The organism is Streptomyces sp. P9(2023) (genome assembly GCF_032436795.1).
In the GTDB taxonomy this organism is placed as follows: Bacteria; Actinomycetota; Actinomycetes; order Streptomycetales; family Streptomycetaceae; genus Streptomyces.
Genome location: NZ_JAUPWM010000002.1, coordinates 446447 through 467140 on the forward strand (window position 1 = coordinate 446447; position 20694 = coordinate 467140).

25 protein-coding genes and 1 riboswitch are annotated in these 20694 nt (G+C 71.5%); of the genes, 12 read left to right on the forward strand and 13 right to left on the reverse strand.

The genetic code is table 11. From position 1 onward, the window contains the following. Positions 1 to 40 precede the first annotated feature (40 nt). Positions 41 to 688: a TetR family transcriptional regulator gene (locus Q5762_RS04490; protein WP_315890601.1), complete on the forward strand. Its 648-nt coding sequence runs from the start codon at positions 41 to 43 to the stop codon at positions 686 to 688. A gap of 65 nt (positions 689 to 753) precedes the next feature. On the opposite strand, the gene def is transcribed toward Q5762_RS04490, so the two are convergent. Continuing rightward, positions 754 to 1299: a peptide deformylase gene (gene def / locus Q5762_RS04495; RefSeq protein WP_315890602.1), complete on the reverse strand. Its 546-nt coding sequence runs from the start codon at positions 1297 to 1299 to the stop codon at positions 754 to 756. Between the two features lie 126 nt (positions 1300 to 1425). Here def and Q5762_RS04500 point away from each other — a divergent pair, with 126 nt between their 5' ends. The 5 genes from Q5762_RS04500 (at position 1426) to Q5762_RS04520 (ending at position 5981) form a co-directional block, all read left to right on the forward strand. Continuing rightward, positions 1426 to 2673, forward strand: a complete 1248-nt coding sequence (locus tag Q5762_RS04500; protein ID WP_315890603.1) for a MurT ligase domain-containing protein — start codon at positions 1426 to 1428, stop codon at positions 2671 to 2673. A 19-nt stretch (positions 2674 to 2692) separates the two neighbouring features. Next, the gene (locus tag Q5762_RS04505; protein WP_315890604.1) at positions 2693 to 3421 is read left to right on the forward strand and encodes a glutamine amidotransferase; all 729 of its coding nucleotides are present in this window, start codon (positions 2693 to 2695) and stop codon (positions 3419 to 3421) included. Positions 3422 to 3580: 159 nt separating this feature from the next. Next, entirely contained in the window at positions 3581 to 4606 is a 1026-nt protein-coding gene (locus Q5762_RS04510) for a 6-phosphofructokinase (protein WP_315890605.1), read from the forward strand. A 116-nt stretch (positions 4607 to 4722) separates the two neighbouring features. Next, the gene (locus Q5762_RS04515; RefSeq protein ID WP_315890606.1) at positions 4723 to 5673 is read left to right on the forward strand and encodes a cytochrome c oxidase assembly protein; all 951 of its coding nucleotides are present in this window, start codon (positions 4723 to 4725) and stop codon (positions 5671 to 5673) included. 95 nt (positions 5674 to 5768) lie between these two features. After that, on the forward strand, positions 5769 to 5981 hold the full coding sequence (locus Q5762_RS04520) for a hypothetical protein (RefSeq protein ID WP_315890698.1): 213 nt from the start codon (positions 5769 to 5771) through the stop codon (positions 5979 to 5981). Here Q5762_RS04520 and Q5762_RS04525 read toward each other — a convergent pair whose 3' ends face one another. Together Q5762_RS04525 and Q5762_RS04530 are read right to left on the reverse strand one after the other, a co-directional pair. Next, on the reverse strand, positions 5982 to 6332 hold the full coding sequence (locus Q5762_RS04525) for a PRC-barrel domain containing protein (RefSeq protein ID WP_315890607.1): 351 nt from the start codon (positions 6330 to 6332) through the stop codon (positions 5982 to 5984). Positions 6333 to 6403: 71 nt separating this feature from the next. Further along, complete coding sequence (locus Q5762_RS04530) at positions 6404 to 7444, reverse strand: DUF3048 domain-containing protein (protein ID WP_315890608.1); 1041 nt, start codon at positions 7442 to 7444, stop codon at positions 6404 to 6406. Positions 7445 to 7531: 87 nt separating this feature from the next. Here Q5762_RS04530 and Q5762_RS04535 point away from each other — a divergent pair, with 87 nt between their 5' ends. Both Q5762_RS04535 and Q5762_RS04540 read left to right on the forward strand, forming a co-directional pair. Beyond that, entirely contained in the window at positions 7532 to 8263 is a 732-nt protein-coding gene (locus tag Q5762_RS04535) for a lysophospholipid acyltransferase family protein (RefSeq protein ID WP_315890609.1), read from the forward strand. 64 nt (positions 8264 to 8327) lie between these two features. Next, complete coding sequence (locus tag Q5762_RS04540; protein WP_315890610.1) at positions 8328 to 9359, forward strand: NAD-dependent epimerase/dehydratase family protein; 1032 nt, start codon at positions 8328 to 8330, stop codon at positions 9357 to 9359. 60 nt (positions 9360 to 9419) lie between these two features. Here Q5762_RS04540 and Q5762_RS04545 read toward each other — a convergent pair whose 3' ends face one another. The 8 genes from Q5762_RS04545 to Q5762_RS04580 all read right to left on the reverse strand — a co-directional run bounded on the left by Q5762_RS04545 (position 9420) and on the right by Q5762_RS04580 (position 16510). Further along, positions 9420 to 11000 carry an alpha/beta hydrolase gene (locus Q5762_RS04545; RefSeq protein WP_315890611.1) on the reverse strand — a complete coding sequence of 527 codons (1581 nt, stop codon included), beginning with the start codon at positions 10998 to 11000 and terminating at the stop codon, positions 9420 to 9422. A gap of 132 nt (positions 11001 to 11132) precedes the next feature. Continuing rightward, positions 11133 to 11876: an urease accessory protein UreD gene (locus Q5762_RS04550; RefSeq protein WP_315890612.1), complete on the reverse strand. Its 744-nt coding sequence runs from the start codon at positions 11874 to 11876 to the stop codon at positions 11133 to 11135. Beyond that, positions 11873 to 12550, reverse strand: a complete 678-nt coding sequence (gene ureG / locus Q5762_RS04555; RefSeq protein WP_315890613.1) for an urease accessory protein UreG — start codon at positions 12548 to 12550, stop codon at positions 11873 to 11875. Before ureG ends, Q5762_RS04550 begins: the two co-directional genes overlap by 4 nt. Positions 12551 to 12670: 120 nt before the next feature. Next, positions 12671 to 13339: an urease accessory UreF family protein gene (locus Q5762_RS04560; RefSeq protein WP_315890614.1), complete on the reverse strand. Its 669-nt coding sequence runs from the start codon at positions 13337 to 13339 to the stop codon at positions 12671 to 12673. A 1-nt stretch (position 13340) separates the two neighbouring features. After that, positions 13341 to 15062 (reverse strand): urease subunit alpha, encoded by a 1722-nt coding sequence (locus Q5762_RS04565; RefSeq protein ID WP_315890615.1) that lies wholly within the window; start codon positions 15060 to 15062, stop codon positions 13341 to 13343. Beyond that, positions 15055 to 15432, reverse strand: coding sequence for an urease subunit beta (locus Q5762_RS04570; RefSeq protein WP_315890616.1), 378 nt, complete (start codon positions 15430 to 15432; stop codon positions 15055 to 15057). Before Q5762_RS04570 ends, Q5762_RS04565 begins: the two co-directional genes overlap by 8 nt. A 16-nt stretch (positions 15433 to 15448) precedes the next feature. Continuing rightward, positions 15449 to 15751: an urease subunit gamma gene (locus tag Q5762_RS04575; protein ID WP_315890617.1), complete on the reverse strand. Its 303-nt coding sequence runs from the start codon at positions 15749 to 15751 to the stop codon at positions 15449 to 15451. A gap of 138 nt (positions 15752 to 15889) precedes the next feature. Beyond that, the gene (locus Q5762_RS04580) at positions 15890 to 16510 is read right to left on the reverse strand and encodes a TetR/AcrR family transcriptional regulator (RefSeq protein ID WP_315890618.1); all 621 of its coding nucleotides are present in this window, start codon (positions 16508 to 16510) and stop codon (positions 15890 to 15892) included. 105 nt (positions 16511 to 16615) lie between these two features. On the opposite strand from Q5762_RS04580, the gene Q5762_RS04585 reads away from it, so the two are divergent. After that, entirely contained in the window at positions 16616 to 17593 is a 978-nt protein-coding gene (locus Q5762_RS04585) for an ABC transporter permease (protein ID WP_315890619.1), read from the forward strand. Positions 17594 to 17650: 57 nt separating this feature from the next. On the opposite strand, the gene Q5762_RS04590 is transcribed toward Q5762_RS04585, so the two are convergent. Next, positions 17651 to 17935, reverse strand: coding sequence for a type II toxin-antitoxin system Phd/YefM family antitoxin (locus Q5762_RS04590; protein ID WP_315890620.1), 285 nt, complete (start codon positions 17933 to 17935; stop codon positions 17651 to 17653). Between the two features lie 55 nt (positions 17936 to 17990). On the opposite strand from Q5762_RS04590, the gene Q5762_RS04595 reads away from it, so the two are divergent. From Q5762_RS04595 to Q5762_RS04605, 3 genes are all read left to right on the forward strand, one after another. After that, positions 17991 to 18614, forward strand: a complete 624-nt coding sequence (locus Q5762_RS04595; protein ID WP_315890621.1) for an ATP-dependent Clp protease proteolytic subunit — start codon at positions 17991 to 17993, stop codon at positions 18612 to 18614. Between the two features lie 7 nt (positions 18615 to 18621). After that, positions 18622 to 18927 carry a hypothetical protein gene (locus Q5762_RS04600; protein WP_315890622.1) on the forward strand — a complete coding sequence of 102 codons (306 nt, stop codon included), beginning with the start codon at positions 18622 to 18624 and terminating at the stop codon, positions 18925 to 18927. Positions 18928 to 19242: 315 nt separating this feature from the next. Then, positions 19243 to 19440, forward strand: a riboswitch (cyclic di-AMP (ydaO/yuaA leader). A gap of 3 nt (positions 19441 to 19443) precedes the next feature. Then, positions 19444 to 19920 carry a C40 family peptidase gene (locus tag Q5762_RS04605; RefSeq protein WP_315890623.1) on the forward strand — a complete coding sequence of 159 codons (477 nt, stop codon included), beginning with the start codon at positions 19444 to 19446 and terminating at the stop codon, positions 19918 to 19920. 105 nt (positions 19921 to 20025) lie between these two features. Here the strand turns inward: Q5762_RS04605 and Q5762_RS04610 are convergent, their stop codons facing one another. Continuing rightward, positions 20026 to 20652 (reverse strand): LysE family transporter, encoded by a 627-nt coding sequence (locus Q5762_RS04610; RefSeq protein ID WP_315890624.1) that lies wholly within the window; start codon positions 20650 to 20652, stop codon positions 20026 to 20028. Positions 20653 to 20694 lie beyond the last annotated feature (42 nt).

Sequence of the window (20694 nt, forward strand, 5' to 3'; positions counted from 1 at the left end):
CGACAGCCTCAGGGAATTCGCACGGGCGGGGAGACACGCTATGGAGACCACACACCGGACCACCGACCAGCAGAAGCCGGCCGATCAGCGGCGCCGTGAACTGCTGGAGGCGGCGGACCGGGTGGTGCTCAGGGACGGCCCGCAGGCCTCGATGAACGCGATCGCGGCGGAGGCGGGGATCACGAAGCCGATCCTCTACCGGCACTTCGGCGACAAGGGCGGGCTCTACCGGGCGCTCGCGACCCGGCACACCGACGCGCTGCTCTCCGCGCTGCGGGCGGCGCTCGACGCACCGGCCGACCGGCGCCGACGGGTCGAGGCCACGCTCGACACGTACCTCGCCTCGATCGAGGCGCTGCCACAGGTCTACCGCTTCCTGATGCACCCCGCGGAGGAGACGCACCAGGCCGAGCAGGGCTTCGACGTCGGCCGCCACTCGGCGCCGGTACTGCGGCGGATGGGCGAGGAGCTCGGCCAGGTCATCGCCGAGCGCATCGACCTCGGGCCGGTCGGGGACGCGCAGGCGCGGATCTGGGGGCACGGGATCGTGGGCATGATGCACGCGGCGGGCGACTGGTGGCTGGGTGAACGACCCTGCTCGCGCGCGGAGTTGGTCAGCGCCATGGCCGACCTCCTGTGGGGGCGGCTGGCGGAGGCGGGCGACAAGCCCGGCGCCCCGGGGTTCTAGGCCCTGGGGTGAGCGGCCCTGTCCGCGCGCCGCACCCGTGGGGTGCGCCCAGCCCACGACGGGCCCTACCGGCCCCTCCCCCACGGCTCCTTACGGATCGCTCGCAGCAGGCGTGACTTCCGCCACCCCGTGACCCGGTCCGCGTACACCCCGCCCTCCAGGTGGTCCGTCTCGTGCTGGAGGCAGCGGGCGAAGAAGCCGGTGCCCTCGACCCGCGCCGGGGTGCCGTCCAGGAGCACGCCTTCCACCACCGCGCGGTCGAAGCGGGGCGTCGGCGCCTCCAGGCCCGGCAGGGAGAGGCAGCCCTCGGCCCCCCGGATAACGTCCCCGTCCGCCTCCACCAGGCGCGGGTTGACCAGGTGCCCGAGGTGACGGACCTCCTCGTCGTCCGGGCAGTCGTACACGAAGACCCGCAGGCCCACGCCCACCTGGTTGGCCGCGAGGCCGACGCCGTTCGCGGCGTACATCGTCGCGAACATGTCCTCGACCAGCCGGGCCAGCTCGGGGCCGAAGTCGGTGACGGGTTCACAGGGGGTGTGCAGCACCGGTTCGCCGAGCAGGGTCATCGCTCGGACGTGGCCGGAACTGCCGGGGATCGGCCGGTTTCGCATGGGCGTAAGGGTACGGTCCGCCGTGACCTCGTCGTTTCGGCGCGGGGCCCCGCGGTGCCGCAGTTCGGGTCGCTGGCCTGATCTCGATAGGCTGAGCCCGGACCGACGCAAGGAGGAACAAGGAAGATGTCAGGACACCCCGGTAATCCAGAGCCGCTGTCGCCGCGCGCCAAGCTGGCCGTGACGGCGGGCAAGGCCGCGGCGGCGGTGTCGCGTGCGGCGGGACGCGGCAGCGGATCGGTGATCGGCGGCAAGGTGGCGCTGAGGCTCGACCCGGACCTGTTGGGTCGCCTCGCGCAGCATCTGGACGTGGTCCTGGTGTCGGCGACCAACGGCAAGACCACCACCACCCGGCTGATCGCCGAGGCGCTGCGGGCCAGCGGCCCCGTCGTCTCCAACGCGCTGGGCGCCAACATGCCCGCGGGCATCACCTCCGCCCTGGCCGGCGGCTCGGACGCGAAGTACGGCGTCATCGAGGTCGACGAGAAGTACCTCGCCGGAGTGGCCCGGGACACCACGCCCAAGGCGATCGCGCTGCTCAACCTCTCCCGCGACCAGCTGGACCGCGCCGCCGAGACCCGGATGCTCGCCGAGAAGTGGCGCGAGGGTCTGAGCGGTACGAAGGCGGTCGTCATCGCCAACGCCGACGACCCGCTGATCGTGTGGGCCGCCTCCTCCTCCCCCAACGTGGTGTGGGTCGCCGCGGGGCAGGAGTGGAAGGACGACGCCTGGTCGTGCCCCGCCTGCGGCGGTGTGATGCAGCGTCCGGGCGACGACTGGTTCTGCGGCGAGTGCGGATTCCGCCGCCCGGCGCCGAGTTGGGCGCTCAACGGCGACCACGTCCTGGACCCGCACGGTTCGGCCTGGCCGATCCACCTCCAGCTGCCCGGCCGCGCCAACAAGGCCAACGCCGCCACCTCTGCGGCCGTCGCCGCCGTCTTCGGCGTCCCGCCGCAGGTCGCCCTGGAGCGCATGTACCAGGTGCAGGCCGTGGCCGGCCGCTACGACGTGGTCACCTTCCAGGGCCGGGAGCTGCGGCTGCTGCTCGCGAAGAACCCGGCGGGCTGGCTCGAAACGTTTTCCCTCATCGACCAGCCGCCGGCCCCGGTGATCCTCTCCGTCAACGCGCGCGGCGCCGACGGCACGGACACCTCCTGGCTGTGGGACGTGGACTACGGGCGGCTCGCCGGCCACCCGATCATGGTGATCGGCGACCGCAAGCTGGACCTGGCGGTCCGTCTCGAGGTCGCGGGCGTGGACTTCCGCGTGTGCGAGACGATCGACGAGGCGGTCCAGCTGGCCCCGCCCGGCCAGATCGAGCTGATCGCCAACTACACCGCCTTCCAGGACGTCCGCCGCCGCGTCGGCAACTGACCCGTAGAGGACATGCAGCATGAGTGACAGCAGCCTGCGCCTGGTCTGGGTCTACCCGGACCTGCTCAGCACGTACGGCGACCAGGGCAACGCCCTCGTCGTCGAGCGCCGCGCCCGCCAGCGCGGTCTGGACGTCCAGCGCGTCGACGTCCGCAGCGACCAGCCGATCCCGACCTCCGGCGACATCTACCTGATCGGCGGCGGGGAGGACCGGCCGCAGCGGCTCGCGGCCGAGCGGCTGCGCCGCGACGGCGGCCTGGAGCGTGCCGCGTCCAACGGCGCGATCATCTTCTCGGTCTGCGCCGGCTACCAGATCCTGGGCCACGAGTTCATCAACGACCTGGGCGAGCGCGAGCCCGGCCTGGGTCTGATCGACGTGATCTCCACCCGCGGCGAGGGCGAGCGGTGCGTCGGCGACGTCCTCGCGGACATCGACCCGCGGCTCGGTCTCCCCCAGCTCACCGGGTTCGAGAACCACCAGGGCATCACGCACCTCGGCCCGACGGCCCGCCCGTTCGCCCGCACGATCCTGGGCCGGGGCAACGGCACCGGCGACGGCACCGAGGGCGCGTACAACGAGACCGTCTTCGGTACGTACATGCACGGACCGGTCATGGCCCGCAACCCGCAGATCGCGGACCTGCTCCTGAAGCTGGCCCTGGACGTCAACGCGCTGCCGCCGACCGACGACCGGTGGTACGAGGCGCTGCGCGCCGAGCGCATCGCCGCCGCGACGCAGCCCGCCTGACGCTTCCAGGACCCGCACCGGACACCTCTCGTACGAATCTACGGTGTCCACTGTGCGGACATCCGTTTCGGCCCCGCCATCCGGCACCGATAGGGTGGCGGGGATCCAACCGGACGACGTGGTCCGGGAGTCGGCCCACGTTGCAAAGGTTTTCGGGCTATGCGCATTGGTGTGCTCACCTCCGGAGGCGACTGCCCCGGTCTGAACGCCGTCATCCGTTCCGTCGTGCACCGCGCCGTCGTCGACCACGGGGACGAGGTCATCGGCTTCCACGACGGTTGGAAGGGCCTCCTGGAGTGCGACTACCGCAAGCTCGACCTCGACGCGGTCGCCGGCATCCTCGCCCGGGGCGGCACCATCCTCGGCTCCTCCCGGGTCCAGCCCGCGCACCTGGTCGACGGCGTCGAGCGCGCCCGCGGCCATGTCGCCGACCTGGGCCTTGACGCGATCATCCCGATCGGCGGCGAGGGCACGCTGAAGGCCGCCAACCTGCTCTCGCAGGCCGGGCTGCCGATCGTCGGCGTACCGAAGACGATCGACAACGACATCGCCTCGACCGACGTCACCTTCGGTTTCGACACCGCCGTCGGGGTGGCGACCGAGGCGCTCGACCGGCTGAAGACCACCGCCGAGTCCCACCAGCGCGTGCTCATCGTCGAGGTCATGGGCCGGCACACCGGCTGGATCGCCCTGCACTCGGGCATGGCCGCCGGCGCGCACGCGATCGTCGTGCCCGAGCGCCCCTTCGACATCGACGAGCTGACCGCCCGGGTCGGCGCGCGCTTCGAGGCCGGCAAGCGGTTCGCGATCGTGGTCGTCGCCGAGGGCGCCAAGCCGCGCGAGGGCTCGATGACCTTCCAGGTCGGCGCCAAGGACCAGTACGGACACGAGCGCTTCACCGGCGTCGCCAACCAGCTCTCGGTCGAGCTGGAGCGGCGGCTCGGCAAGGAGGCCCGGCCGGTGATACTCGGTCACGTCCAGCGCGGCGGCACGCCGACCGCGTACGACCGGGTCCTGGCGACCCGCTTCGGCTGGCACGCGGTGGAGGCGGCGCATCGGGGCGAGTTCGGCATGCTGACCGCCCTGCGCGGCACGGAGATCGAGATGGTTCCGCTGGCCCAGGCCGTGGAGACCCTCAAGACGGTTCCGGCCGACCGCTACGCCGAGGCCGAGACGGTGCTCTGACCGCCGTAGCGCCACCCGTACCGCCACCACGAACCGCCCCCGGTCGCAGCCGCGAACGGGGGCGGTTCTAGTCTGGTGCGGACAACAAGCGCGAATCGGGCTCCAGGAGTAGACAGATGGATCACAGCGGGCCCGGCATGACGATGGATCTGCCGCCGTTCACGCTGGGACGTGGCCTTGAGTTCTCGCCGGACGCGTTCTTCCTCGTCGGCTGCCTCGTGGGGCTCGCGTTGTACGGCTGGGGCGTGGCGCGACTGCGCAAGCGCGGTGACGGCTGGCCGCTGAGCCGGACCATCTTCTTCACGGCCGGCGTGCTGAGCGTCGCGCTGATGATGTGCACCAAGCTCAACGACTACGGCATGGTCATGTTCAGCGTGCACATGGTGCAGCACATGGTCATCTCGATGCTCTCGCCGATCCTGCTGCTGCTCGGCGCGCCGGTGACGCTCGCGCTGCGCGCGCTGCCGGTCGCGCCCCGGGGCGACAAGGGCCCGCGCGAGCTGCTCCTGATGCTGCTGCACAGCCGCTACATGAAGATCATCACGCATCCCGCGTTCACGATCCCGCTCTTCATCGCGAGTCTGTACGGCTTCTACTTCACTCCGCTCTTCGACACCCTGATGGGCTCGAAGATCGGCCACATCGCGATGATGGTGCACTTCCTCGCCGTCGGTCTGGTCTTCTTCTGGCCGATCATGGGCGTCGACCCGGGGCCGCACCGCCCGGGCTATGTGATGCGGATGCTGGAGCTCTTCGCCGGCATGCCGTTCCACGCCTTCTTCGGCATCGCCCTGATGATGGCGAGCAAGCCGATGATCAAGGCGTACGAGAACCCGCCGGCCTCGCTCGGGATCGACGCGCTCGCCGACCAGAACGCGGCGGGCGGCATCGCCTGGGCGTTCAGCGAGATCCCGTCGGTGCTCGTGCTGATCGCGCTGGTCTACCAGTGGTACCACTCCGAGCGGCGGCAGGCAGTCCGCAAGGACCGGGCCGCCGACCGGGACGGGGACAAGGAGCTGGAGGCGTACAACGCCTATCTGGCCTCGCTCCAGGCTCGCGGCCAGTAGCTTTCCCGGTCCCGTCGTCGCACGGGAGTAGCATTCGCCCGCCCCAGGGGTGACCATGAGCGTGACGGTCCCGTCAGGAGGAGGGAGGCGGACAGATGTCCGGTCCCACGAAGGCGATGAGCGTGCTCACCGTCGCGGCCCTGGTGCTGACGACGGCGTACACGGTGGCGCTCGGCAGCAGCGGCTGGCTCTGGTTCGGCTGGATCGTGCTCGTCGTGGTCACCATCGGCATGGCGGCCGCCGACAGCTCCGTACCGGCGGCGGGCGCGCCCCGGCGCGGACCGGGCAGGCCTGGCCCGCAGCCCTGATCACATGTGCCGGTTGCTGTAGTAGTGCTCGATCAGCTTGATGATGTTGCTGTCGTCCTCGTGCTGACCGCTCTCGAACTCGGGCGAGTCCTTGATGTCGTCCCGCGCACACGAGAGACGGACCGTCTCGTTCTCGACGTCGATGAGGGAGACCAGGCCCGCGGGCAGCAGGACGCGCCTGCCGAAGATCCACGGTCCGGTGTCGACGACGAGGTAGGACCGGCCGACGTCCTCGGTGTGCTTGTCGACCTTGCCGATGGTCCCGTCGGTGGCCTCGACGGTGAAGCCGATGAGCTTGGTTCCGGGCACATGGCCCGAGGTCTCGGCGTAACCCCAGATGTCGGCGCCCATGGCGGGCCTCCTCACTGCTTCCTGCTCCGTGGCGAGCGAGTACCCGGCGCCGGGCCCGCTATCCGCTCGGGCTATCCGCGGGGGGCGAGGACGACCCAGGTCTTGCCGGGGGCGAAGTTCAGGGGCGCCCCGTCGGGGGTGGTGAAGGAGGTGCCGTTCGGGGCGGCCGGGCGGCTCCAGCGGGCGTCGTGGGCGCGGCCGTCGCGCAGGACGACGGCGCTGCCGCTGCCGACCGTCTCGGTGTACGGGGAGACGCTGCCGAGCACGTCGCGGAAGCGGGAGTCCCGGATGTTCACGTACTGGACCACGACGGTCGAGGCGGTGACCGGGCCTTCGTCGGTGGTACGGGCGGGGCTGCCGTCCATCGCGATCCGCCAGCCCTTGTCCGCCGGGGACCAGGTGAAGGTGTAGCGGGAGGCGGGGAAGCGGACGGTCCGTTCGTTGACCGGTTCGCCGCCCGAGGGGGCGGGCCCGAAGCGGAAGCCGATGTCCTTGGCGTCGCCCGCGTCCGGGGCGGCGGCCAGGGCGCGCCCGGGCAGGACGTACAGGTTGTGGGGAGCGGCCCTGCCCCGGTCGCGGACGTAGGCGCCCGGGGCGTCCTCGGGCGGCAGCGCCTCCAGCGGGGCGGCCTGGAGCAGGGGTTTCAGGCCACCCTGCGAGCCGGAGTAGGCGAGCGCCGGATTGTCGAACTGGCGGAGCAGCTCGATGTCGGACTCGCGGGCGCTGCGGACCGGTCCGATCCGTTCGGGGAGCTCGGCGGAGTAGACGGCGAGCAGTCGCGTCTGGCCGCCCTCGACCTGCTCGACGTAGACGAGCTCGGCGGCGCCGAGGCCGGTGTGCGGACGGGCCGGCGGCACGTTGTCGATCTTGACGGCGAGGACGGGGGCAGGCTGGGCGGGCAGCCCGGTGAAGGGCGAGCGGCCCTGCGGGAGAGGGGTCGACGGTATGGGGGTCGACGGTATGGGGGTCGACGGCGCGGGGGTCGGGGTCGGTTCGGGGGTGCCGGAGTCGGCGCAGCCGTACAAACCGGCGGTCATCACCGCGCACAGGAGCACGGTGACGGCTGCGCCGGGGCGTATGTGTCGCGGTGTGCGGCGTCGTTCGGCGGCCATCGGCAACCCACTCTCCGTCTCCAGTGTGGACCAGGGACGCGCGAGTGGTTACAAATAACCATCGCTCTACCGAGACGGGGGCCGCCGGTGTTCTATCGCGTCATGAAGTACGTGCTGCTCGGGCCGTGGCTGAAGCTGCTCTTCCGGCCACGGATCGAGGGGCTCGAACACATCCCGGAGGACGGCGCGGCGATCGTCGCCGGCAACCATCTGTCGTTCTCCGACCACTTCCTGATGCCGGTGGTGCTCAAGCGGCGGATCACCTTCCTCGCCAAGCAGGAGTACTTCACAGGGCCGGGCATCAAGGGCCGGCTGACCGCCGCGTTCTTCCGCAGCGCCGGGCAGATCCCGGTCGACCGCTCCGGCAAGGAGGCCGGACAGGCCGCGATCCGCGAGGGGCTCGGGGTCCTTGCCAAGGGGGAGCTGCTCGGCATCTATCCCGAGGGCACGCGCTCGCACGACGGCCGGCTCTACAAGGGCAAGGTCGGGGTCGCCGTCATGGCGATCAGGGCCGGGGTGCCGGTGATCCCGTGCGCCATGGTGGGGACCTTCGAGATCCAGCCGCCCGGCAAGGTCGTGCCCAAGGTGAAGCGGGTCACGATCCGCTTCGGGGAGCCGTTGGACTTCTCCCGGTACGCCGGTATGGAGGGCGAGAAGGCGGCGGTCCGCGCGGTGACGGACGAGATCATGTACGAGATCCTCGCGCTGTCCGGGCAGGAGTACGTCGACGACTACGCGGCCAAGGTGAAGGCGGCCGAGCAGGAGGCGAAGGCCGGGAACTCCACCGCCTCCAGAAAGTTCCCGCGCCGCCGACGCTGACGGCGGATCCGCGCACGGCGAAAGGTCCTGGGACGGCGATGACGGCCGCCGTACCGTCGCGTCCATGGGACCAGGACACGCTTTCGTGCTCGGAGCGACAGGACAGGTGGGGCGGGCGGCCGTGCGGGCGCTCGTCAAGGACGGCTGGGAGGTGACGGCGGGCTCACGGCGCGGCGGCCGGGACGAGGAGTGGCCGGCGGAGGTCCGGTCGGTGGCCGTCGACCGCGACGAGGAGGGCGCGCTCGCCTCCGCGCTCGGCGACGGCTGTGACGTGCTGGTCGACATCGTCGCCTACCACGCGGGACACGCACGGCAGTTGACGGCGCTCGCCGACCGGATCGGCTCGGCGGTGGTGATCTCCAGTGGCGCGGTGTACGAGGACGACCGGGGCCGTAACTTCGACACCCAGGACGAGCCGGACGGCTTCCCGGCCTATCCGGTCCCGATCCCGGAGACGTGGCGGACGGTCGCGCCGGGCGAGGGGTCGTACGGGACGCGGAAGGTGGCGCTGAAACGGGAGTTGCTCGCGGCGGGCGACGCGCTGCCGACGACGGTGCTGCGGGCGGGCGCGATCCACGGGCCGTACTGCCCGGGGCCGCGCGAGCTGTGGTTCGTCAAGCGCGCGCTCGACGGGCGGCCGGTGCGGATTCTCTCGTACGACGGCACGTCCCGGTTCCACCCGGTGCACGTGGACAACCTCGGCGAGCTGGTCCGGCTGGCGGCGGCGAGGCCGGGGAGCCGCGTGCTCAACGGCGGTGATCCCGAGGCCCCGACGGTCGCGGAGATCGGTGCGGCGATCGACGCGGTGATGGGCGTGGAGAGCGAGACGGTGCTGATGGAGGGGGCGCCGGAGGGCACGTTGGGGCTCACGCCGTGGACCGCGCCGCACCCGGTTGTCCTCGACATGGGCGCGGCGGAGCGGGAGCTCGGGTACCGGCCGGTGGTGTCGTACGCCGAGTCGCTGCCGGCGACGGTCGCGTATCTGTCCCGGCGGATGGCGGAACAGGAGTGGCGGGAGGCGTTCCCCGGCCTGGCGAAGTACGGGGTGGACTTCTTCGACTACGCGGCGGAGGACGCCTGGCTCGCGGCGCGTTGAGATGAAGGAGGAGTGGGCCGCCCTCCTGGGCCGGCCCACCCCTCCCCCGTCATGCCGTGGTCACGGCTTGGGCGTGGCGTGCGGCGCGCACGTCACGTCGCGGCTGTCGAGCTTGCCGGTGAGGAGGTAGGCCTCCACCCGGGTGTTCAGGCAGGGGTTGGCGAGGTTGGTGATGCCGTGCGAGCCGGCGTCCCGCTCGGTGATGAGGCGCGAGCCCTTGAAGCGCTGGTGCAGTTCGACCGCGCCCTCGTACGGGGTGGCCGCGTCGCGCTCGGCCTGGGTGATGAGCACGGGCGGCAACCCCTTGCCGGTGCGGACCTCGGTCGGCTGCTGACGCGGCGTCGACCAGGTGGCGCAGGGCAGGTTCAGCCAGGCGTTGGACCAGGTCATGAACGGGTTCCGCTCGTGGAGCCGGCTGTTGTCCCGGTCCCACTTCTTCCAGCTGGTCGGCCACGGGGCGTCGGCGCACTCGACGGCGGTGTAGACGGCGGTGCCGTTCTCCGAGGCGGCGTTGCCTGCCGTGTCGGTGAGGTCGGCGGCGGCAGCCTCGATCAGCGGCTGCGGGTCACCGGCGGCGTACGCGCTCCAGGCCTCGGCGACCGGGACCCACATCGAGTCGTAGTAGGGCGCGTTCTGGAAGAAGCCGATGAGCTCGGCCGGGCCGACCTTGCCGCCGAGGGGGTTCTTCTTGGCGTCGGCGCGCAGTGTCTCCCACTGCTCGCGGACCTCGGCGTAGGTGTCGCCGAGGTGGTACGTGGCGTCGTGCTGCGCGACCCAGGTCATCCAGTCCTTGAGCCGGATCTCGAAGGCGACGTCCTGGTCGAGGTTGGCCTCGTACCAGATCTTCCGCTTCGAGGGGTTGACGACGCTGTCGAGCACCATGCGGCGGACGTGCGTCGGGAAGAGGGTGCCGTAGACGGCGCCGAGGTAGGTGCCGTAGGAGACGCCGACGAAGTTGAGCTTCTTCTCGCCCAGCGCGGCCCGGACGACGTCGAGGTCGCGGGCGGTGTTGAGGGTGTTGATGTACGGCAGGATGTCGCCGCTCTTCTCCGCGCAGCCCTCGGAGTACTCGGCGGCGAGCTTGCGCTGCGCGCGCTTGTCGGCCTCGCTGTCGGGGACCGGGTCGAGCTTGGGGCCCTTGACGAACTCGGTCGGGTCGACGCAGGAGATGGGGGCCGAGTGGCCCACGCCGCGCGGGTCGAAGCCGACGAAGTCGTAGGCCTTGGCGGCGCCCGCCCAGATGGCGTTGTTCGTGGTGACCCGGCGCGGGAAGCGGAGGCCGGAGGCGCCCGGTCCGCCCGGGTTGTAGAGCAGGGCGCCCTGGCGCTCGGTGGGGGTGCCGGTGGAGCCGATCCGGTCGACGGCGATCTGGATCTGCTTGCCGTTCGGCCTGGCGTAGTCGACCGGGACGGTGACCCAGCCGCACTGGATCGGCTTCTCCAGGCCCCAGTCCGCCGGGCAGTCCTGCCAGTCGATGCCCTGGTCGGCGGCCCGTTGGGCGGCGACGGCGGTGCCGCGCGTCTCCGGGTCGGGCCGGTGGCGCTGGTCGGCACTTGCCGCCGGGGCGGCCAGCGCGCCCGCCACGAGTGTGCCCGTTATCAGGGCGCCTGCCGAGCCGAGCGCTGCCGTGCGTCGCCTCACGTGGTGCCTCCCCCTGTAGGTGTTCGGTCTGTCCGGGGGATCCTTTCGTCCGTTCGGCGCGCGCGGTAGATCGCACTGGCGTTTCTTTGCCGAACCAATAACCGGACACCTCAGTACCGCTGAGCGGTGAACTCAGAACGGCGCGAGGATGGAGAGCGCCTCGTCCAGGACCCGGCGCAGCACGAGCGCGTCGGGGGCGACGGCGGTGACCAGGGCCGCGGGTCCGGCGAGCGGAGCGAGCACGGCGTTCTCCGCGAGCACCCGGGCTTCCGTCGGCTTGTCCGCGAACTCCGGGTCCACGACCAGGAGTTGACCGGTGGCGCGGTGTCCGTCGAGGACCGCTCCGCCGTCCCAGCCGCCGAAGGAACCGGGCCCGTACGCGACCTCCTGGTCGAGCAGGGGCCGTCCGGCGCGGTGGACGGTGAGGCGCGAGGTGAGGGTGCCGGTCTCCTCGCCGTGGCGGCCGAGGATCTGCTCCTCCCGCAGCACGAGCCGTGCGGTGGGGGCGAGTTCGACGGTGGTGCGCATGACGAGGTCGGATCCGTGGGCGCAGACGAGCTGTTCGGGCAGCCAGCGCAGTACGGCGCCCTCGCCCACGGTCAACGTGACGCCGTACGTGGCGGGTTCGGTGCCGCGTCCGGGCAGGGCGACGGTCGCGGCGGCGGAGTCGACGAGCAGCCGCGCCCCGTCCCGAACCTCCGCCTCGATCGCGAGCCGGTCACCACCGAGCGGGGCGCTCATCGCGCCGACGACGGTGACCCGGGTGTACGGACCGGTGCTCCGCGTCCGGCGGAGGGCGAACGGCCCGTCGCTCCGGAGGACCGGCAGCCCGCCGTCGGCGTCGGCGACGATCCGGGCGGTGGCGCGCACGCTCATGCGGACCAGGCGGCGAGCCGCTCGCGTACCCAGTCGCAGACGGGGGCGACGCCCTGCTCACCGGTGAGCGAGGTGAAGGCGACGGGCAGGTCGCCGCGCTGCTCCTTGGCGTCGCGGGCCATGCGCTCCAGGTCGGAGCCGACGTACGGGGCGAGGTCGGTCTTGTTGACGACGAGCAGGTCGGCGGTGGTGACGCCGGGGCCGCCCTTACGGGGGATGTCGTCGCCGCCGGCCACGTCGATGACGAAGATCTGGGCGTCGACGAGTCCCTTGGAGAACGTGGCGGTCAGGTTGTCGCCGCCGGACTCGACGAGGATCAGATCGAGCGGCCCGACCGTGTCCTCCAACTCTTCGACGGCTTCGAGATTGGCGGAGATGTCGTCACGGATCGCGGTGTGCGGGCAGGCGCCGGTCTCCACGGCCTGGATCCGCTCGGGCGGCAGAACGGCGTTACGGAGCAGGAACTCGGCGTCCTCGCGGGTGTAGATGTCATTGGTGACGACCGCGATCGACAGCTGATCGCGCAACACCCGACAGAGCGCGGCGACGGTAGCGGTCTTGCCCGAGCCGACGGGTCCACCGAGCCCGATCCGCAGGGCCCGCCGGGTCCCGTCGGGTCGACGGGCGTCGGCGGAGACGGCACCGAGGTGGTCGTGGGAGTGATCGAGATGCATGATGCGGCTCCTGGTCGTCTACCTGTTGTGGGCAATCGTTCCGCCTGGGGGAGGAACGGGTGGGCACAACCCACGGGGGCGGCGCCCTTACAAGGCCCCTGCGCACAGGGCCCCGTGGTTTCACGACGCGAACAGCCGCACCGGCCAGGCCGCGTGATGCTCGGCCGTGATGTCGAGCAACGGCGCCGACGCCGCCGGCAACGCGTCGACACCGAGTCGTGCCGCCGCCACCGCCCGCTCGGCGACCTCGTCCATCTCCGGGGCGAGCCGCGCAAGGACGGCCGTCGCCTGAAAGGGATCCAGGCTGAGGAGCCGTACCGCCGCCGTAGCCGGTCCACTGACCGTCTCGTACGCGACGCAGTGCGCCGCGTCCTCGGGCCCGAGCCCGGCCGCCCGGGCGGTCACCCCAAGGACAACCGGCTGGTGCGCCCCGCGCGGAAACGCGGCGGCGAGCGCGTCGAGTTCGGGGCACGGCCACGTCGCGCGCGCCGCCCGCATCATCTGCCGCCCCAGCTTGCGGGCCGCCGCGCGCAGGGCGGGCGACGGGGTGCGGGCGTCGGCGGCCGCGTCCAGCGCGTACGGGTCGTGGCCCTGCGCGGCCGCTGCCGCGAGGCCCGCCGAGGTGAGCCCGGCGGTATGGAGCCGCCCCCGGCAGAACGCGGCCAGGCTCGCCGCGTCCGTGATCCGGCCGGCCTTGACGGCGGCCTCCGCCCCACCGGAGTGGGCGTGCCCGCCGGCGGGGAACCGCCCGTCGGCGAGCACCAGCAGAGCAGCTGCGCGCGCGCCCATGTCAGAAGAGGAAGTAACGCTGGGCGAGGGGCAGTTCCTCGGCGGGGGACGGTTCGACGGGTTCGCCGTCGATCGTGACCGTGAACGTGTCGGCGTCGACCTCGACCCGGGGCATGGCGTCGTTCTCCCGCATGTCCGCCTTGGTGACCCGCCGGGTGTTCTTGATGGCGACGAACTTCCGGTCCAGGCCGAGCCGTTCGGGAAGGTCGTCCTCGATGGCCAACTGGGTCGTGAAGTTCAGGGAGTTGGCAGCCGGGGCCTTGCCGAGCGCCCCGAACATCGGGCGGGGCAGGACGGGCTGGGGTGTGGGGATGGAGGCGTTGGCGTCGCCCATCTGCGCGTACGCGATCTGCCCGCCCTTCAGCACGACCAGCGGCTTCACCCCGAAGAACGCGGGCTCCCACAGCACCAGGTCGGCGAGCTTGCCGGTCTCGACCGAGCCGATCTCGTGGTCGAGCCCCTGGGCCACCGCCGGGTTGATCGTGTACTTGGCGACATAGCGACGCGCGCGGTGGTTGTCGGCCCGGCCGTCGCCCGCGAGCGCGCCCCGGCGCTTCTTCATGACATGCGCGGTCTGCCAGGTCCGCATGATCACCTCGCCGATGCGGCCCATGGCCTGCGAGTCGGAGGAGATGATCGAGATGGCGCCGAGGTCGTGCAGCACGTCCTCGGCGGCGATCGTCGAGGGCCGGATGCGGGACTCGGCGAAGGCGAGGTCCTCCGGGACGGCGGGGTTCAGGTGGTGACAGACCATCAGCATGTCGAGGTGTTCCTCGATCGTGTTGACGGTGTGCGGCCGGGTCGGGTTGGTGGAGCTGGGCAGCACGTACGGCTCGGACACCACGGTGATGATGTCCGGCGCGTGCCCGCCGCCCGCGCCCTCGGTGTGGTACGCGTGGATGGTGCGCCCGGCGATGGCGGCCAGGGTGTCGCCGACGAAGCCCGCCTCGTTCAAGGTGTCGGTGTGGATGGCGAGTTGGGCGCCGGTCTCGTCGCAGACGGTCAGGCAGGCGTCGATGACGGCGGGGGTCGCCCCCCAGTCCTCGTGGATCTTGAACCCGAGCGCGCCACCCCGCAGTTGGGAGTACATGGCGTCGCGGGACATCGTGTTGCCCTTGCCGAGCAGGCCGATGTTGACCGGGGAGTTCTCAAGCGCCGCGAACATCCCGGCGAGGTGCCAGGGGCCCGGGGTGACGGTGGTCGCCTTGGTGCCCTCGGCGGGTCCTGTGCCGCCGCCGACGAGGGTGGTGATGCCGGAGGCGAGGGCCTCGTCGATGATCGTGGGCGCGATGAAGTGGATGTGGGTGTCGACGCCGCCCGCGGTGACGATCCGGCCGTTGCCCACGATCACCTCGGTCTCCGGCCCGATGACCAGGTCCGGGTGGACACCGTCCATGGTGTCGGGGTTGCCGGCCTTGCCGATCCCGGTGATCCGGCCGTCGCGGATGCCGATGTCGGCCTTGATCACACCCCAGTGGTCGAGGACGACGGCGCCGGTGATCACGGTGTCCGGCGCACCCTCGGCCCTGGTCGTACGGGCCTGGCCCATGGACTCGCGGATCACCTTGCCGCCGCCGAAGACGGCTTCGTCGCCCGCGCGGCCGGGACCGCCCGAGCGGTCCTCCTCGATCTCGACGACCAGGTCGGTGTCGGCGAGCCGGATGCGGTCGCCGGTGGTGGGGCCGAACAGGTCGGCGTAGACGGCGCGATGCAGCTCAGGCACGGTCGCCTCCGTTCGTGTCGGGGGCGTCGGTGCCGGCGGTCGAGTCGAGCGGGCCCGCGGGCGCGTCGAGCGGGCCCGCCGTCTCGCCGCGCAGGCCGGGGACGATCCGGCGGCCCGCCAGCGGGACGAGCTCGACCTCGACCGGGATGCCCGGCTCGAAGCGCACCGCCGTACCGGCGGCGATGTGCAGGCGTCGGCCTCGCCCCGCCGCGCGGTCGAAGGCGAGACCGGGGTTGGCCTCGGCGAAGTGATAGTGGGAGCCGACCTGGACGGGTCGGTCGGCGGCGTTGAGGACGGTGAGGCGGGTGACCGGTCGGCCCTCGTTGAGGACGACGGGACCTTCACCGAAAAGGATCTCTCCGGGAGTCATCGGCGGCGCTCCCCCGTCACACGATCGGGTCATGGACGGTGACGAGCTTGGTGCCGTCCGGGAAGGTGGCCTCGACCTGGACGTCGTGGATCATCTCCGGGATCCCGCCCATGACCTCGTCGCGGGTGAGGACCTTGCGGCCGGAGTTCATGAGCTCCGCGACGGTACGGCCGTCCCGGGCGCCCTCCAGGATGTGGGTGGTGATCAGGGCGACGGCCTCGGGGTGGTTGAGCTTCACTCCGCGCGCCCGGCGCTTCTCGGCCACGTCGGCGGCCACATGGATGAGCAGGCGTTCCTGCTCGTGCGGCGACAGATGCACGCTTCCACCTCACAGTCGTCCACCGGGCAAATTCCCCGGACAGCAGCGGACATTACCCAGCGTCAACACTCTGTTGAGCTGCGGTGATGGCCCACTCGGCCAGACATTGCACGTTAGAGCGAAAGTTTTTCCGGCGCGTTAACTCGCGCTTTGCGACCCCATGGACATCAGCCCGCGCAGCCCGTCCTGGAGCACCTCGACGTCCACGTCGCCGAAGAGCGCCTGCTGGGCGATGTACCCCTGAGCGGTGGCGATGAGGGTGCGGGCCACCCGGTCGGCGGGGACGTCCGCCGCCATCAGCCCGGTCTCGCGGTAGACCTCGACGAGTTCCGTCCAGATCCCGCGCATGCCGTTGAACCCTTCGACGAGGATCCGGAACAGCCGCTCGTCACGCAGGGTCTCGGACCACACCTGCAGGATGAGGCGCGCGAACACCTGGCGGTCCGCGCCGGGGATCCGCTCCTCCAGGACGAGCCGGAGGACCGCGCCGAGGAGTACGTCGGGCGTGGGCGGCGGCGTGGCCTTCGAGGCCTCCGCGAAAGCTCCGCGCATCGCGGCGAACGCCTCCGCCGCGATGGCCGCGATCAGCTCCTCCTTGCCGCTGAAGTAGCGGTACACGGCGCCGGCCGAGAGTCCCACCTCGGTCAGGACGTCCTGCATGGACGTGGCGTGGAAGCCGTTGCGGGCGAAGCAGCGCGCGGCGCCGTCCAGGATCTGACGGCGGCGGGCGTCGAGGTGTTCCTGCGAGACACGGGCCATACCCAGAACCTAAAACGAACATTCCTTCTTGACAAGCGACCACCCCGGCGAGACAGTGAGGCACACCGTAAAACGAACGATCCTTCTCTTTGAATCGAGAGCCTCATGCCCGCCTCAGCCACCCGCAAGACCCTCGCGGTGCTGGTACTGATCCCGGTCGTCGTGGCCCTGGCCCTCTGGGCCTTCGCCTGGCCCGCCGCCCGGATCGCGCCGCGCGACCTGCCGATCGGCGTCGCCGGTCCGGCCACCGCCACCGCCCCGCTGGAACAGCGCCTCACCGAGCGCGACGGCGCCTTCGAGGTCCACCGTTACGACTCCGAGGCCGCCGCCCGTACGGCCATCGAGGACCGGGTCGTATACGGCGCGGTGGTCGTCACACCGCAGGGCCCCGAACTGCTGACCGCGACCGCCGCGAGCCCCGTCGTCGCAGGGCTGCTGCGCGAGGCCGTCACCGCCCAGGTCCCGCCCGGCACCCAGGTCACGGTGACCGATGTCGTCCCGGCGCCCGCCGGGGACCCCCGGGGCAGCGCCTTCGGGGCGGGCCTCTTCCCCCTGATCCTGGCCGGCGCGGCCTCCGGCATCGTGGCGACCGTGCTCGGCCTGCGCGGCGCCCGGGCGGCCGTCACCCTGGTCGGGGCCGCCGCGCTCGCGGGGATCGTCGGTGTCTCGCTGACCCACAGCTGGCTCGGCGTGCTCGCCGGCGACTGGTGGACCGAGGTGGGCGTCCTCGGCCTGACCGTGCTCGCGATCGGCGCCGGTATCGCGGGGCTCGCCGCACTGATCGGCAAGCCGGGCATCGGCCTCGGGGCGCTCCTGATGATCCTGCTGGGCAACCCGTTCTCGGGCGTGGGGTCAGCGCCCGAGCTGCTGCCCGCGCCGGCGGGCGCGCTCGGTCAGTGGCTGCCCCCGGGCGCGGGCGGTTCCGCGCTGCGCTCGGTCGCCTTCTTCGACGGCGCGGGCGCGGGCCCGGCCCTGCTCGTGCTGGGCGTATGGGCGGCCGCGGGCCTCGCCGTGCTGCTGATCGGCGGACGGCGGGCCGGGGCGACGGCCACCCCGGCGGCCACCCCGGCACCCGTGGGCTGACGCCCTTCACGTACCGCCGCGCGCCCCCGCCCTGACGGACGGGGGCACGCGGCTCTGTCATGCGCCGGGAGTACCGGGGGCGCGATGCCGGGCCGCGATGCCGAAGCGCCCCTGTTCACCCGGAGCGGACGGGAGCGGGCGGACCTCGGAGACCGCGCTGCCCGCGAGATCCTCCGCGACCTCGTGCTCCGCTTCGAGTTTCGCCAGGTCAGCGGCCGACACCAGCGCCACGAGCGGCTTCCCGTGGCGGGTCACGACGACGCGTTCGTTGCCGTACACCACGCGGTTGATCAGGTCGGCGAGCTCTGCACGTGCTTGCGTCACCGGAATCTCGTAGGCCATGCTCCTCATCTTACGGGCTGTACGTCCTGTACATTTTTTACAAGGAGGCACCGCCATGCACGCTCGCTACGTCCTTCCCGAGTTCACCGAGCGCACGAGCTTCGGGAGCCGGACCCTCGACCCCTACTCCAAGCTGCTCGAGGAGCGCATCGTCTTCCTCGGCACACCCATCGACGAGACCTCGGCCAACGACGTCATCGCACAGCTCCTGCACCTGGAGTACGCCGACCCGGACCGGGACATCGCGCTCTACATCAACTCCCCCGGCGGCTCGATCAGCGCCATGTCCGCGATCTACGACACGATGCAGGTCGTCACCTGCGACGTGGAGACGACCTGCCTCGGGCAGGCGGTCTCGACCGCCGCCGTACTGCTCGCGGCCGGCGCGCCGGGCAAGCGGCTCGCGCTCCCCGGCGCCCGGGTCGTGCTCCAGCAGCCCGCGATGGACGAGCCGTTGCAGGGGCAGCCCAGCGATCTCGACATCCAGGCACGGGAATTGCTCCGGCAGCGCGCGATGCTGGCCGGGATGCTGGTCACCCACACCAGGCAGAGCCGCGAGCGGGTCGACGCGGACATCGACCGGATCACCGTCCTCGACGCGCCGGCAGCCACCGGCTACGGCCTCGTGGACCACGTGGTTCAGAACCGGGGGGCGTCGGGCGGCGCCGGGGCCAGGTGAGCGTGAGATGGTTCCCGAGCTGCCGCCGCTGCCCGCCCTGACGCGCGCCGAGGGCGAGTTCATCGACGCCTATCTCGAAGTCGTCGACCTGCTGGGCCGAATCAATCCATCCAGGGTTTCGCATACGTATGGAGCGCTCCGTGCGGCTCAGGCCCTGGTCGGGCGGGCGAACGCACTGCGCGACGCGCTGGCGGCGATGCATATCCGCGGCGAGAGCGAGGTGCACGCGGAGACATTGGCCCGCGCGCTGCGGGTGTTGGACGGTGAGCGTAGATCCGGCCGTGTCACCGTCCCGGAGACACCGGCGAGTTGACATTCCCCCGTGTCGTGTCGAGGTCCACTCGGAGCAGCGCGGCCGCATAATCGCTCCCCCGTTCGGCGTAGTCGACGAATCGACATATGTGCGGGGTGAGTTGCACAACAGGTGTACGCATCTGGCGGAATCGGGGTGTTCCACCCCTGGTCCGGGACTCGTCGGCCAAACCTGTGACGATCACGAAACACGCCTGTCCACCCGAATGGATCAGTCGTGAGGAGCCTCACATAACGTCGTTTCGGCTCGGATTTCGACCGTGATGTGGGTCAAGATCCCTCACGACGACAAGCCCCCGCCACCGCGGCGGGGCGGTCCGGGCGGACGCCGAGTCCTGCCGCTGTCCCGGATGTCTGGTCGACAGGAGTGGATCGGCAGGAGTGGAGGACCCGAGCAGTACGGGACGGCCGGCCTTCGGGGCCGTTCCTCGGGGTGAAGCCGCAGCCGCGGCCGGGCAACTTCGCCAGTCCGAACCCGACAGGTCATCCTTCACAGGCGGCTGACGAAGGGTTGCGCATGACTGCGCAGATTCATGTCCCGTCCGTGCTGTCCCGGGCCGGAGCCGTCTCGGCTCTCACCCTCGCCGCCCTCGGCGGCACGATGCTGGCACCTGGTGCCGCACCGGAGGCCCAGGCCGCGACGTCGTACGCCGGCAAGGCGCTGAACATCGCGGCTTCGAAGAAGGGATCGCCCTACAGGTACGGAGCGTCCGGACCCACCCGGTTCGACTGCTCGGGGCTCACGCTCTACTCGTACAAGAAGGCGGGCAAGTCGCTGCCCCGTACCGCGCAGCAGCAGTACAACAAGACCAGGCACATCTCCGCGTCCAGCCGGCAGAAGGGGGACCTTGTCTTCTTCCACTCGCGCGGGAAGATCTACCACGTGGGCATCTATGCGGGTAGCGGAAGGATCTGGCACTCCCCCAAGACGGGTTCCTGGGTGAAGCTCGACAAGATCTGGAGCTCCAAGGTCTATTACGGCCGGGTCCGCTGACGCCCGGTCCGTTGACGCCCGGTGCTTTGACGCCCGGTGCTTTGACGCCCGGTCCGTTCTGAGCGACGGGGGGGGTGCGGTGGCGCCGCCGCACCCGCTCGTTCGTCAGTGACCCGGGGAGATGAGCAGCGTCATCCCGAGGGCGGCGAGCATGCCGCCCGTCACCCCCTGCACGGTCCTGGCCGTCCGGGGCCTCCGCAGCCGGTGGCCGAGTCGGTCCACGCCGACCGCCACCAGCGGGAACCAGAGCAGGGCGAGCAGCACCACGATCGACGCGAGCAGCAGCGTGCGCGGCAGCACCGCCACGCCGTCCGGCACGAACTGCGGCAGCAGACTCAGGAAGAGCACGGGTGCCTTGGGGTTGAGGACGTTGGTCAGGAAGCCCTGCCGGAACGCCCGCCCGACCGCCCGCTCCCCCGCGGTGTCGGCCGACGCCTCGCCCACCGACGCCCGCAGCGCGCCGCGGAGCGCCTGCACGCCGAGGTAGAGGACGTACACGCCGCCGGCGATCTGCAGCGCACGGTAGAGCACCGGTACGGCGATCAGTACCGCCGCGAGACCGGCCACCGCGAGGACCGTGTGCACCAGGAGCCCGCCCGCCACGCCCACGGCACAGGCCACCCCGGCCCGCCGCGAGGCCAGCGCGCTGCGTACGACGACGGTGAAGTCCGCGCCCGGCATGGCCACCATGCCCGCCGCGACCCCGATGAAGGCGATCAGCTGTCCGTCCATGACCCCAGCGTGCCCGCCGCGAGCCTTTAGTGTGTAGACACG